Here is a 14,179-nt window from a genome sequence, read left to right as displayed (position 1 = left end):
TTAGCGCAATCTTTATTTATTTCTTTATAGTATAGTTAATGATGAAGACAGCTTTATGGTCTCCTTCAGAAGAACTAATAAAACAAGCTAACATAACAAAGTTCATTGAATTCGTAAACAAGAAATATGATCTAAAGATAAAATCTTATAATGAATTGTATAAATGGTCTATAGAAAATATACCAGATTTTTGGGCTGCAGTCTGGGATTTTGTTGGGATTAAGGCATCGCGTTCATATGATATTATAGTTGATGATTTGAGCAAGTTCCCTGGCGCTAAATGGTTTATAGGTGCTCGATTAAATTTTGCTGAAAATCTTTTAAGATATAGAGATGATCACTTAGCTTTTATATTTAAATCTGAAATCGGAAAATATAAACGAATCACATATTCTGAATTATATGATATAGTATCACGTTTAGTGAGATCTTTAAAAGAGATTGCACTCTCCCCTGGAGATCGTGTAGCTGCCTATATGCCTAATATACCAGAGACTTCAATAGCTATGTTAGCATCTACAAGTATAGGTGCTATATGGTCATCATGTGGTGTCGAATTAGGACCTAATGCGGTCTTAGATCGATTTACTCAAATAAACCCAAAAGTCTTGTTTACTGTTGATGGATATCCATACAAAGGAAAAATTTATGATTTATTGCCTAATGTTGAGAAAGTTGCTAAAGGAATTTCTTCGCTAGAAAAAATCATCATTATTCCATACATAAATGATAAGCCTGACATAAGTACCATTCCTAATGCTATTCTTTATAATAATTTTATCTCATCTACAAAAGAGGAAATTATTTTTGAACAATTACCTTTTGATCATCCGGTCTACATAATGTTTTCATCTGGTACAACCGGAAAACCGAAAAGTATGGTTCAAGGAGCTGGAGGTATCTTAATTAATCATCTGAAAGAACTCATCCTTCATACAGATTTGAAACGTGATGATAGAATTACTTACATAACAAGTCCTAGTTGGATGATGTGGAATTGGTTAATGAGTTCTCTGGCTGTTGGTGCTACTATAGTCCTATATGATGGTAATCCTAATTATCCTGATTGGACAACAATGTGGAGATTAATTCAAGAAGAGAGAATAACAATTTTTGGTTGCAGTGCCAGTTACATAAATTATCTTAGAAATGTTGGGGCACAACCTAAAAAGTTTTTTGATCTATCATCGTTAAGAGAGATCTCTCAAACTGGTTCTTCTCTTTCGGCAGAAGGATTTGAGTATGTTTACAGAGAAATTAAGGCGGATTTGCATTTTAATTCTATTTCTGGTGGTACAGATATTAATGGTTGTTTTGCTGCAGGTTCTCCAATACAACCAGTTTTTGCAGGTGAATTACAAGGTCCAGCTCTTGGAATGAAAATTAGAGCATATGACGAGAAAGGAATTCCAGTTTTTGATCAGCAAGGAGAACTTGTATGTGAAGCTCCAGCCCCCTCAATGCCTCTCTACTTTTGGAACGATCCTGATGGTAAAAAATACTGGGAATCGTATTTTAGTTATTATGCTCCGTATCGTAATGTATGGAGACACGGCGATTGGATTATAATTCATAGTGATACTGGTGGGATAACTTTCCTTGGACGTTCAGATTTTACTCTCAAACCTTCTGGTATACGCATCGGTCCTGCAGAGATTTACAGAGTATTGGAGAAATTTAAAGAAATTGCTGACAGTCTTGCTGTTGGACAGAAATGGAAAGGTGACGAACGTATTATATTATTTGTTAAATTGAATTATGGATATAGACTGACAGATGAACTAAAAGATAGGATAAGGAAAGCATTACGTGAAGAAGCCTCACCTAGACACGTCCCAGCCCTAATTATAGAAACCTCAGACATACCATATACATTTAATATGAAAAAGGTAGAAAGCGCAGTTTATAACATAATAAATGGTAAGCCTGTAACAAATAGAGATGCGCTTATAAACCCAGAATCCTTAGATTTTTATGAAAAAATAATTCCACAACTTCAGAAAGAAGAGTAAATAATTTTCTGGTCACTCATCTTGAAAGAAAAATAGGCGTAATCATGGAAGACTTGAGGGGAATACGTAAACACATGAACCATGGCAAGATGCTTAACCGAAGACTCCACTCACGGAACTTCAGAAGAATACAATCCTACATCGAATACAAAGCTAAACTTGAAGGTTTGACAATCGTGTACGTCAATCCTCGAGGAACTTCAAGCCTGTGCCCGGTGTGGTGGAGAATTAGCACTGAATGGGCAATAGACTATTAAAATGTAAATGCGGATACGAAAACGATAGAGATGTAATTGCGTGTATTAATCTGCTCAGGATGAGGGGAGCCCCGTGCCCCAGAAAGCCATCCATGAAACTTTGGCAGAGATGGAACAGATAGTTATAAAAAATTAACTATCCAACAACGGTTGGAGAATAGGAGCTAACTTAGCTAACGCTAAGAGTTTATTGTATACAACAGAATTTTAGAGAAAGCTGAAAGTTTCAGTAAAAAGTACGGGACTCCGTACGCACGATCTTTAGAAGAGATTAGTAGAAATGCAGATTTTATAATTACTATGCTTTCTGATGATACAGCAGTCTCCTCAGTAATAAATCAAATCCTTCCTTATTTAAAAGATAAAATTTTAGTGGATATGTCCACTATACCACCTTCGGTTAGTATTGAGCTTGCTAAAAAGGTTAACGAGAATGGCGGTATTATGTTTGATGCACTAGTTATTGGAACCTCTATAATGGTGGAACAGAAAAAGATCGCAATATTGGTGGGAGGACCAAGCGAATATTTTAATACTATTAAGGATGTTTTACAACATATTTCATCATCAATAATCTATATTGGTAGAAATGGAATGGGATTGTACGCTAAGCTTGTGAATAATTTGTTAATAGGTTCTTATATTGCTGCTATAGCAGAAGCTTATAATTTCGGAATAAAAGTGGTTCTTAATCCTAATATTACAGCAACAATATTAACTGAGCTTAGCAGCGCACGATCTCCCACATCTGAACTGAAGGTTTCTAAAGTATTATTCGCAGATTATTCCACGCAGTTCGCTACAAAGCACATGAAAAAAGATTTAGAAATAGTAGAGAGAGAAGCTCAGAGAATAAAAGCGATAACACCAATGTCAACTATTGCACTTCAGCTTTATAAAATGGCAGAGGGATTAGGATTATCAGAATCTGATTTTGTTTCGATCTTTGAAGTGTTTAAGAGACTGTCACCAACATAATTAAAAGATCATGTTTTTATAAATTTGTTATAAAGTTTTTTTGAAACAAAAATAGGAAGTATGTCAAAGAATAATAAATCATTTGTTTTATACCATGGTCCTTCACGCCAGATACTAATTTTACACACAATTTTACCTTCAGCTTTTTTTACGAGGCTTTCCAATGCTTTTATGGTTCCTCCGGTGGATACTACATCATCAAAGATACATACTTTATGATCTTTAATAAGATTTATATCATCCAAGTTTAATACTAGCATTTGTTCTTCCTTTGTTGTTATAGATCTAACTTGTTCAATTATGTGCTCTTTCATGTATCCTTTGACACTTTTTCTAGCGACAACAAATCGTTTATGATTAAGGTTTTTTGAAATCTCATACGTCAATGCAATTGATTTTGCTTCTGGTGTTATTATTATGTCTGGGTTTAATGGTTTTATTGTTTCCGCTATTTCCTGGGCGGCTCTGCTGATAAATTCAGTATCTTCCAGTACAAGCTCAGCATCAGATGCTATCCAAATATCATCATCAACAGGTACTATAGGAAGCTTTCTTATGAGGTTAAATAATCCTATTGTATAATATTTTTGTCCCTTATAGATGCAAACTTCGTTCATCTAAATCACCTTTAAAATATAATAAGCTATGGATAAGCTTAGAATTATTAGCGAAAATGTAATCAAGATATAATCTAATAGTTTAAGCTTGTACGTTATCTTATGTTGTTTTTTTCTAAGTGAGAATGCCCTAAGTTCCATTGCAAATACCAACTTTTCTGCAGTTTCTATACTCCGAACTAACAATGGAATTAGAACATATGTGTAATTTTTTATTCTTTTTAATAAAAATCCGCTATCTAATTCTAATCCTCTTGATGTTTGTGCTTCCTTTATAGTATTGTATTCCTCTGATATAGTGTCCACATATCTTAGCGCAAGTCCTAATGTAAATGCAATCGTATAAGGAAAGTTAAGAGCTTCTAATGCTTTAATTAACTCTTCAGGTCTTATTGTTAAGAGAAAGGATAATGAAATGGAAAAAAGTGTAAGAAGGCGAACCGTCATGAGTATGCCTATATTTACGCCGGAGTTTTCCGTATCGTTTATGTGAAATAGTGACCAGTTATGAAACAGTGACCACATAATAAATGCAATCAACAATACCGGTATGAATTTTACCAGGGACTTCAAAAAACGTTTCTCATTTTTGTTAAACAAGGTTATTATAAATGCTATGATGATCAACGTCAAAAAGTAATAGAAGCCTGTTACTATAAAAACCAGCGCAAACAACACAACAAATAATATAACCTTTGTTCTCGGGTCTAAACTTATCATAGAATATCACCCAGAAGCTTGTTTTTTTATCGTTAATCCAATCTCGTAAGTATTTATGGGTTTTAATCCAATTTGTTTTATTAACGTATCGTTAGAAAGTATTACATCAGGTGTATTATCAGCTATGATCGCGCCGTTATTAATTATGATGATTCTATTGCATAGATGCAATGCTAAGTCAGTATCATGGGTGACGATTATGACAGCTTTACCTTGCTTATATGACTGTTCTATTACTGTTTTTAATGGTGTTAATGAATTTGCATCATGAACTGTCACTGGCTCATCAAGAATAAGTATATCTGGATTTAATGCTAATGCAGATACTATATGGAGTTTAATTTTTTCACTCATGCTTAGCTCATAGGGAGGATCACGTCTTCTTTCATACAGATTAAAGAGTTTTAAAGCATTTTCTGCGTATGTTAAAGGGAGTTTTAGATTTTTACATCCGAAAGTGACCTCATCCCATACTGTCTCAAACGTTATATATTTTTCAGGATTTTGAAAAACAAGAGAAACATGATTAACTAATTTAGGCGCGTTATATTTTTTAGTATCTTTTCCAACCACAGTAACACATCCTTTAGTAGGTTTTAGAAGGCCACTCATGAGTTTTATTAATGTAGTTTTTCCAGAACCGTTGGGACCCATTATAGCTATTATATCATACTTATTTACACTTAATGTTAAATCTTTGAGTATAAAATCTCCATTAGGATATCTAAACCACACCTTATCTAGCTTTACTAATTCTTCATTTTTTCTTACTTTATGCATTTCTGACATACTAGATGTCTTCACTTTTTCATTACTCATTATATTATTATTTAATAAGACGACTTTGTCAACAGCATTGTCTAATCCTTCGATATGCTTGGTGAGTATTATAAAACTAGTACCCTGTTTCTTAAGATCAATAATAATCTTTTCTAAATTTTTGGTCCCGATCCAATCAAGATTTAATAAAGGATCATCCATGATGATTATATCAGGTCTCATAACGAGTATAGATGCCATCACTAACTTTTGTTTTAAACCACTTGAAAGTTGTGATACGTAAGTTCTTTTATACTTTTCTAACCCTAATGATTTCAAGACCCAGTTTATTCGTTTTTCAATTTCGTTTTCATCGAATCCAAGATTCTCAAGACCAAATCTAACATCTTCTTCAACTGTTAAACCAAAAATTTGCATATCATAATTTTGCATAATAAAACCAATTTTACTAGCCAATTCACTGGGTTTCTTCCCTAAAATATTTTCATTACGAAAAAGAATCTCTCCACTAATTGTTCCTCTAATCTTGTGGGGTATTATTCCTGATAAACAATACGCCAATGTTGATTTTCCAGTTCCAGCTGATCCTATTATTGCTAATGCTTCTCTATCTTTTAAAGAAAAAGATATATTATTTAGAACTTGTTTTCTATCATAACTACAACGTAAATTTTTAACAACAAGTTTATTTAAAGTCTCCATCGTATTAAACCTCTTCTTATTAAAGTAGGAACAATGATTCTCACTACTACTGGTGTTCCAATAAGAATTGGTGGTAAATCACTAATTGCTAACAAAATCACTGCAGTACCAAAAGGAGCAACACCAACCCAATCAAATCCTATTGCAACGATTGGAACCATAATCAAACCGGAAACAAACGATAACACACTTATCTTAATAAGACCTTTTCTATTTAGTGAGTCCTCTGGTTTAGTTAGAAGACCTGGTAATAATCCGGTTATGCCAACTCCGATAAGATCAAATATTGGTGTTGCAGGATTAAAATAACCTCCGAGCAATGCCCAAAGAGTATTACCTATTGCTCCTGAGAGAAAACCTATTAATGGTCCAAATAATATGCCAAACACACATGGTAAAAATGCAAGAACCCTCCACTGTATAGCGCCAGGTATCAAAGGTATTGGAGCAGTAAACAGAAAACCAACTGCTGTGACAGCTGATGTTACTGCAATATACGCTATTGCAGTAAAAGTGTCAGGTTTTGATAATTGGGTAACACTTTTATCCACAGTTATCACCAAATAATATCTATGTTACAACTGTATTTAAATTTTGATCTACATAACTTTATAAAATTAACATAGTTATTTAAATTTCTTAATAAATTTGAATCCATAAATTTTTGATTATTATGTGTGTTGCATAACTTTTAGGGTCTCTTTAACGTTAAATATTTTAACTCCCATATCCATTATTCTATATGAAGAAGTCTAAAGCCGGGGTGGTCGAGTGGTGAGGCGGCGGGCTGCAGACCCGCTATACGCGGGTTCGAATCCCGCCCCCGGCTCCATTATTATTCATAGTTTTAGTATTGAACAGGAATATTTATATAAGCCATAATTATATATTTATAGCATCCGATATATTAGAATCCGGGATAAACCTTTAATACCAGTCTGTGATAATTGATGCTGATGTCTATGCCAGTTAAAAAGATCATATTTACAGAAAAGGCGCCTAAACCAATTGGTCCATATTCACAAGGAGTGTTCGCGTCATCTTTTCTTTTTATATCTGGACAAATACCAATCGATCCTGTTACTGGTCAACTCGTTGAGGGTGATTTTGCTACTAAGGTGCGCAGGGTTTTAGATAATCTAAAAAATATTGTAGAGGCTGCTGGAGGAAATTTAAGAAATATTGTTAAAGTTAATGTGTATCTTAAAGATATGAACAAGTTTGGCGAGTTTAATTCTATATATTCTGAATATTTTCTAGATAGTCCTCCTGCACGAAGCGTTGTGGAGGTAAGTAATTTGCCTAGAGGTGTAGATTTAGAGGTGGAAGCTATAGCGTTTATACCATAAATTATGTTATAATATCTGTTATCCTATTCTCTTGTATTGCTTTTTTGATTTCTATAGCTATTCTCCGACCCATGCTTATTGGCTCGTTGTATAGTAACCATGTGTAAGGTGAACCGTGCGTATAAAGGTTTGTGCCTGCAACTATTCTGGCTGAGAATTCAAACACATAAAAATTTCCATCTTTATCATAAGTTCCTTCGATACAAAATGGGCCTATGAGTCCTGGTGGTATAAGTTTTTTAGATGTTTCAACGAGGTTATCACCTATTTCAAATATTTCCTCTAGTAATGATTCCCTGAGCACAATCGGGACGTTTCCTATAACTAAATATGAGGTTTCTGGTTTTAATAATAGCTGTATATCAGCTGGAAGTCTTCCTAGTCCATCAACATTTGTCTCATATCTTTTGTCGATGCTTATTAGCTCAAGTTCATTGGTTAATGGTGAATTGAAGAAATGAATATATGCTGTTGTACCTATAATATATTCTTGGATGAACACATCCTCTATTTTTAATCCCATGTTATGAATTTTTATTTTGACGTCATCTGGATTTGATGTTAGAAAGTATCCCTTGCCACCTTTAGCTCCTGGAAGTTTAACTATTGTTAGTTTATTAATTTCGTCAAGTGTTTTATACGTTTTTGGTGTTCTTATATGGGCCTCATTTAATAGCCTATCCTTAAGCACCCTGTCTGATTCCCATCTGAAGATATATTTGTTACCAAATATTGGAACTTTAAAATTTTTTTCAATAGTTTCTAGATTGATATATTCAATTAAAGAACCATGAGGTATTAGTATAGAGTTTAGATTAAGGAGTTTTTCTTGTATTTCTTTTGATGAAATTTCTGAAAAATCTTCTACAATTATTAATTCATCTATTAATTTTCGAAATCTACTATAAAGCTTTAATCTCTTTTTTAGACTTATTAAAACTGTTTTAAATCCTTCGTCTTTGGCTCCCTTGAGTATTTGTAAAGCAGAGTGTGAGCCTAGCGTTGCAATTGTTATATTTGATTTATTCATTCGTGTCACCACGTTTATGTTATAATATCCGTGATTTTATTTAGGTTTATAGCTTTTTTGATCTCCATAGCTATTCTCCGACCAGTTCCAACGATGAATCCATGCTTGAACTTGCTATATGGTGATGTTGTGATTAGTACAGGGCTGCCTGGCACTCTAGGTGATATATCAAATATCACTATATCTAGATCGACAGTAACAACCCCTTGAAGCGCGAAGGGTCCTATAATACCTGGTGGATACTCTTTTTTAGTTGTCTGAACGAATCTTAGACCTATATCAAACACTTTTTCTAGAAGCGATTCCCTTATTGTTGCTGGTATATGTCCTACTTCTATGTTTTGGAGTGGTATATCAATATCTAATTGTTGCTTTGCTGGTAAATTCACGAAGTCATAAAGATTTGTTTGTAGTCTCCTATCAATACCTAAAAATTCTAATTCGTCATCTATTAAAGAATAAAAGTAATTAAAGTTAAAGTATGTACCGAGTACAAATTCTTCTATAACAGCGTTTTTTAAGTCTTCCTTTGTTATAATTTTTTTCTCTATCCTATCTCTGACTTTTTTCCAGTAATCCTCTAGATTAGTCGCTGTAAAAAATGCTCTCTCTGTTTTTCTTTTAGCCTCCTGAACTTTGACTATTACAAGCCGGTCAATCTCATCTGGAGATTTAAATCTTTTGGGTTGTTTTATACCAGCTTTTTCAAGAAGGTAATATTGGTTTTTTGGTGCCCATCTTTCTTCAGTTTTTAACATATCCCTGTTACCGAATATTGGTATCATAAACTTATTTTCAATATCATCATATGGAATATACGTTGTGAATGCACGGTTGGGTATAAATATTGTGTTTAATCTCCTTAGTTTTTCTTGAACTTCTTCATTAATTATTTCCGAGAATTTATCAAGGATTATTATTTCGTCATACAGTCTCTTAAACATTAGGTATGGTTTTTCTCTTCCTCTCTGGCACACCACTATAGTCTTTAAATCCTCATCTTTGGCACCATCCATGATATCCAGTGCAGAATGGCTTCCTATTGTACCTATATGAATATTGTTTGTATCATATTTTTTAACAAGTTCAATAATCTTGGTTCTTATCATATTTCTCACTAAATAGTAGGTTTTAAAAGCAATTATAAATATTATGATGCAATTTATAAGAAGTTTGATCCTATATATAATTCCATGTTTTAAAGTGACTCCATCCTTTTTTTTCAATTTTATAGTATTTTTTTCCTATCTTAGCTGTAACTTTTTTTTCATGTGTTATTTTTCCTATTTCTATGAGTGTGCCACCTATGTTTTTTATATTAGTTACTGCATCATTCCATTTATTTGGAGGAATTGTGACTAATAACTCGTACTCTTCTCCTCCATTATAGAATATTAGGTCTATCGGATCTAATTTATTATCCTTTGCAAATTTTTTAATTAAAGGATGTAATGGTACGTTAGTTATTTTAATGCCTACATTACTCATTTCAGCTATTGTGTGTAAGGAAAAAGCTAAGCCATCACTAACGTCCATGCTTGCTGAGACTAATCCTTTTAATGCTAATCCTTCCATTAATCTAGCATTAGGATAGTAAACTGATCGTAATGCTTCCTTTGCTGTACTCTTCATGACTTTCATGTTCTTTTCTAAGAGTATTTTATAGGCTATACTAGTAAGACCAAATAACCCAGTAACTGCTACTATATCGCCTGGTTTTGCATTACTTCTTTTGGGTGGTTCAAAATCTGTTATTCCGTAAACAAAAACTGCTATGAAAAGCTCTGAAGATTCACTTGTGTCACCGCCTAATATATAAGAGTTATATTTTCTTGATGCTTCTTCAATACCTTTAAATAACATTGCTAGATCACGTTTTTTATATGTTTTCGGAAGCCCAAGTGAAATTAAAATACCTTCTGGTTTTACAGATTTTGATGCTAAATCAGATATGTTCATTACTATAGATTTTCGTCCAATCTGGTATGGAGTCATTCCTGGCAAAACGTCACAACTTTCAACTAAAACATCAGTATGAAACACCAGAAATTTATTATTAATTCGTAGCGCAACAACATCATCATTATGACCCATTAATTCTTTAGGGTGTTTAGAGAAAATGCTCCATGCATACTCTATTATGCCTCGCTCACCCAACGATGCTACTATATCTCTCATACTAATCTAATAAATCACATAATCAAATTAATTTTTATGTTATTATTTTTATGGTTGAACTGTGTAGTAAATTCTTCTATTAGTCTTACCTTTGTTTTCTAACTTAAGCACTACTATATTACCAATCTCATTAAGATATGAAACATGAGGGCCCCCATCGGCTTGTTTATCAATTCCCTCAATTTCTACTATACGTAATTCCTCAATATCTGGTGGATGAGCTTCGGCAAGTTTAACTAGATCAGGTATTTTTAGTGCGTCATCTCTTTTCATGAAGTATATTTTAACTTTAATATCACTTTTTATCAATTGATTAGCTTTTTCAACAAGTTTCATGATCAATTCTCTATCAAACGTTTCTACACTGAAATCTATTCTTGATTTGTCTACATCTAATTGATTCCCCGTTATTAAAGCATGTAAGTCATTATAAAATACTGCACTGAGTAAATGTGCTGCTGTATGCATCCTCATTAACTTGTACCTCCTATTCCAATCTACTACACCGTGAACCTTATCACTAATTTTTAATCCTGGTTTATTAATTATATGAAATACTCTGTTATTCTCCTTTACAACATCTATAACCTGATAAATCGTATTCTGTGATATCAAGATTCCAGTATCATGTTGTACACCACCACTTGTAGGAAAGAACGCAGTTTGATCCAATTCTATTGAGTTATTATTAACATAGGTTACTGTCGCATCAAACTCTTTTATATAACTATCATACATATAAAGTAATTTACTACTCATTTTGCGTCTAATAACATTAAATTTTACATGCTTTATAAATTTAACAAACTTATTTACCGTTTCTCTGGAACAAATTTTAATGAAATAATTATGATAAACGGATTTAAATTTTGGAAGAATTAATAATATTGTGTTGTGACATGAACGATTTGAAGGGTCGTGTAGCAATAGTTACTGGAAGCGGTAGGGGGATTGGAAGAAGCATTGCCATTTTATTAGCAAAGATGGGAGCCAAGGTTGTTGTGAATGTGAAGAAAGGTATTAACGAAGCTGATGAGACATTAGAGAACATAAGAAGTGCAGGAGGAGACGGGATTATCATTCAAGCCGATGTATCGGCAGATTCTGGTGCTAGGAAATTAATTGGTGAAACTGTAAAAGCTTTTGGAACGGTAGATATACTAATCAATAATGCTGGTGTTGGCATAGCAAGAGCTCTTCATGATATTGATGAAAAATTATGGGATAAACAAATTAATACTAATTTAAAATCTGCGTTCTTATGTTCGAAATACGCATCTGAGATTATGATTAAAAAAGGTTGGGGGCGCATAATAAACATCTCTTCCATAGCAGGTATAATAGGAATGGCTCTTCTAATACCTTATAGCGCTGCAAAAGCTGGATTAATAGGTTTAACAAGAGCACTTGCTGCTGAATTATCACCCTATGGTATTACTGTGAATGTAGTAGCAGCCGGATTAGTAAAAACTAAAATGGGATTAAGCCTGATTGAATTACTTGCAGGAAAGGATGATGTGGAAAAGATTGCTGATAACTGGGCATTACAACATACTCTAACTAAAAAGATGCTAAACCCAGATGAGGTTGCAGAACTAGTCGTATTTTTAGCATCTGAAAAAGCTAAAAATATAACAGGACAGATATTCGTAATAGACTCAGGTCAAACAATTAACGAATCCAGAAATTACATGTTCCTATAAATAATCCATTTTTAACAATAAATATCTATCATGACACTTTCTGTGATTAAGATCAGAACATTCACGCTTCTAAGATTCTCATCAGTTAAAATGGTTAAAGCAGGGCGTTATTACCGAAAGAGATGCCGTGGTCAGCAGTTTTGGAATAGATAGGTTTAAATATTTGTTTAACTCTATTAACTCTTTGATGAAAGAAGAACTGCTTAGACCAAAGGATGTCGCAAAGATATTCAACATCTCAGTTAAAACTCTTTGGAAGTGGCAGAAGAAAGGCATTATTAGGGCAGTTAAACTCCCAACTGGCAAGCTCCGCTATCCCAAGAGCGAAGTTGAGAGGCTATGGAAGCAGTTAAGAGCTACGGGATCCCAGTAGAAGCTCCGAAGGATTTAATCGAGGAATACTTCAAAGTTAAGCAGAAGGCTTTAGACGCAATCTTCTCGCACGTTAAAATTTCCAAGAAGGCTCACCTTAACTTGAAAGCTGAGGATAGGAAAAGGCTTAGGGATGAATTGCTACGGGAGTGGAGATACTCCAAACACTACGTTGATTCAGCAATGAACTCCGTTATCGGATTGGTTAAGGGCTGGATAACGCTCTACAATAGGGGGAAAGCGAAGGAGCCTCCTAAGATAACTAAGAGGACAGTATATATTAAGGGCACGCTCTTCAGCTTCAGAAACGGCATGCTGAGGGTAAGCATAGAGCCTAATAAGCGGTATCTTGGGGTCGACTTGAGTAAGTGTTCGTGGATTCCAAAAGACTTTGATAAAGTCGGTGGACTACTTATGACTGAAAGTGAGCTTATAGTAACGGTTAAGAAGAGGGTTGAGCCAAAGGCAGAAAAATGGGCTTCCTTCGATGTTAACTTAACGAATGTGACGGCGTTCATAGGTGGTGAGGTTAAGCGCTATGACTTAAGAGAGCTCTACCACATTCATAGAGTTTATGAGGTTAAAAGACAGAGGATACAAAAGTTATCTAAGATTAAGCCCAATACATCAAAGAGACTATTAGAGAAATACTCTAAGCGTGAGAAGAATAGAGCCAAGGACTTCATGCACAAACTAACAACGCAGGTTGCGAGGGAGCTCAAGGAGAAGGACTGCGGAGCAATACTTGAAAACCTGAAAGGTGTAAAGAGGCGAATCCTCAACAAGTCTAAAGACATGAACAGAAAGCTCTCAAAGTGGAATGCGAGGATGTTCCAACTCATGCTTGAATATAAGCTGAAGTGGCTTAACCTACCAGTAAAATACGTTAACCCAGCTAACTCATCTAAAACCTGCCCAGCCTGCTCTGGAAGCATGGCTTCCTATCTGGGCAGGATAATGAGATGCGAAGAATGCGGGTTAACGATGGATAGGGATGTTGTAGCGGTGTTGAACCTTCAGATGCGGGGAATTGGGTTCTCCCAAAGAGCCCTCAACGAATTAATCGAGAGGGAAGGGTTAAGTAGGAATAAAAGCAACAATTCACTATGCATTCCTACTTAATCCAGAACCCTCCTGAAACTGGAAGAGTAGAGATGTAGAAGTTCCTAAAATATTTTAAGAAAAATTTAACAAAAAAGCCTAGAACTTCAGTCTAGGGTGTATTATTAAGCTCAAATTAGGTATATCTAAGGAATATTACAGCAAGTCATTCAAGGGATCTGAAGAGGTTTCACATCAAAGATGGTGTGATTAACACATTCAAGCAGAGCAGGAAAATCAAGAATTCCTCAACTTTAGGGAGGTGTCAATAGAAACTCTTTTTCGACATGAATTGTGATTCAACAAACATTTTTAAGTTAAGATAATTCACATGAAAAGTTTTTTATACGAAGTCTTAAAACTTAAATCTATCCATTTCT

Annotated in this window: 13 protein-coding genes, 1 tRNA gene and 1 pseudogene; 7 read left to right on the top strand and 8 right to left on the bottom strand. The window is 34.1% G+C overall.

Going from position 1 to position 14,179, the window contains the following annotated elements:
* Positions 1-41 precede the first annotated feature (41 nt).
* Positions 42-2,012, top strand: coding sequence for an acetoacetate--CoA ligase (locus QW128_05135; GenBank protein MEM3832965.1), 1,971 nt, complete (start codon positions 42-44; stop codon positions 2,010-2,012).
* A gap of 414 nt (positions 2,013-2,426) precedes the next feature.
* A pseudogene (locus tag QW128_05130) lies at positions 2,427-3,247 on the top strand (NAD(P)-dependent oxidoreductase).
* 8 nt (positions 3,248-3,255) lie between these two features.
* Here the strand turns inward: QW128_05130 and QW128_05125 are convergent.
* Genes QW128_05125 through QW128_05110 form a run of 4 tightly spaced genes read right to left on the bottom strand, consistent with a single transcriptional unit; the run spans position 3,256 to position 6,626 of the window.
* Complete coding sequence (locus QW128_05125; protein ID MEM3832964.1) at positions 3,256-3,864, bottom strand: phosphoribosyltransferase family protein; 609 nt, start codon at positions 3,862-3,864, stop codon at positions 3,256-3,258.
* On the bottom strand, positions 3,865-4,584 hold the full coding sequence (locus QW128_05120) for an energy-coupling factor transporter transmembrane component T (protein ID MEM3832963.1): 720 nt from the start codon (positions 4,582-4,584) through the stop codon (positions 3,865-3,867). It abuts the gene before it with no gap.
* Between the two features lie 6 nt (positions 4,585-4,590).
* Positions 4,591-6,066, bottom strand: a complete 1,476-nt coding sequence (locus QW128_05115) for an ABC transporter ATP-binding protein (protein MEM3832962.1) — start codon at positions 6,064-6,066, stop codon at positions 4,591-4,593.
* Positions 6,054-6,626, bottom strand: a complete 573-nt coding sequence (locus QW128_05110) for an ECF transporter S component (GenBank protein ID MEM3832961.1) — start codon at positions 6,624-6,626, stop codon at positions 6,054-6,056. The genes QW128_05115 and QW128_05110 overlap by 13 nt, the downstream gene beginning before the upstream one ends.
* A gap of 197 nt (positions 6,627-6,823) precedes the next feature.
* Here QW128_05110 and QW128_05105 point away from each other — a divergent pair.
* Together QW128_05105 and QW128_05100 are read left to right on the top strand one after the other, a co-directional pair.
* Positions 6,824-6,898: transfer RNA gene (locus QW128_05105), tRNA-Cys, on the top strand.
* Positions 6,899-7,028: 130 nt separating this feature from the next.
* A complete protein-coding gene (locus QW128_05100) occupies positions 7,029-7,415 on the top strand; it encodes a RidA family protein (GenBank protein MEM3832960.1) in 387 nt (128 codons plus the stop codon).
* A gap of 1 nt (position 7,416) precedes the next feature.
* Here QW128_05100 and QW128_05095 read toward each other — a convergent pair whose 3' ends face one another.
* From QW128_05095 to alaXM, 4 genes are all read right to left on the bottom strand, one after another.
* Entirely contained in the window at positions 7,417-8,445 is a 1,029-nt protein-coding gene (locus tag QW128_05095) for a formate--phosphoribosylaminoimidazolecarboxamide ligase (protein MEM3832959.1), read from the bottom strand.
* A 14-nt stretch (positions 8,446-8,459) separates the two neighbouring features.
* Positions 8,460-9,554 carry a formate--phosphoribosylaminoimidazolecarboxamide ligase family protein gene (locus QW128_05090; protein ID MEM3832958.1) on the bottom strand — a complete coding sequence of 365 codons (1,095 nt, stop codon included), beginning with the start codon at positions 9,552-9,554 and terminating at the stop codon, positions 8,460-8,462.
* A 70-nt stretch (positions 9,555-9,624) separates the two neighbouring features.
* A complete protein-coding gene (gene thiL, locus QW128_05085; GenBank protein ID MEM3832957.1) occupies positions 9,625-10,623 on the bottom strand; it encodes a thiamine-phosphate kinase in 999 nt (332 codons plus the stop codon).
* A 48-nt stretch (positions 10,624-10,671) separates the two neighbouring features.
* Entirely contained in the window at positions 10,672-11,550 is an 879-nt protein-coding gene (alaXM, locus tag QW128_05080) for an alanyl-tRNA editing protein AlaXM (GenBank protein MEM3832956.1), read from the bottom strand.
* Between alaXM and QW128_05075 the strand changes: the two genes are divergently transcribed.
* From QW128_05075 to QW128_05065, 3 genes are all read left to right on the top strand, one after another.
* On the top strand, positions 11,523-12,326 hold the full coding sequence (locus QW128_05075) for an SDR family oxidoreductase (protein ID MEM3832955.1): 804 nt from the start codon (positions 11,523-11,525) through the stop codon (positions 12,324-12,326). The genes alaXM and QW128_05075 overlap by 28 nt on opposite strands.
* 187 nt (positions 12,327-12,513) lie before the next feature.
* On the top strand, positions 12,514-12,699 hold the full coding sequence (locus tag QW128_05070; GenBank protein MEM3832954.1) for a helix-turn-helix domain-containing protein: 186 nt from the start codon (positions 12,514-12,516) through the stop codon (positions 12,697-12,699).
* On the top strand, positions 12,666-13,820 hold the full coding sequence (locus QW128_05065; GenBank protein MEM3832953.1) for a transposase: 1,155 nt from the start codon (positions 12,666-12,668) through the stop codon (positions 13,818-13,820). Before QW128_05070 ends, QW128_05065 begins: the two co-directional genes overlap by 34 nt.
* Positions 13,821-14,179: the final 359 nt, after the last annotated feature.

The organism is Thermoprotei archaeon, from assembly GCA_038881895.1.
GTDB lineage: Archaea > Thermoproteota > Thermoprotei > Gearchaeales > WAQG01 > JAVZOV01.
The sequence above is the reverse complement of the archived record's forward strand: the minus strand, read 5'-3'. Positions and strand labels throughout refer to the sequence as shown.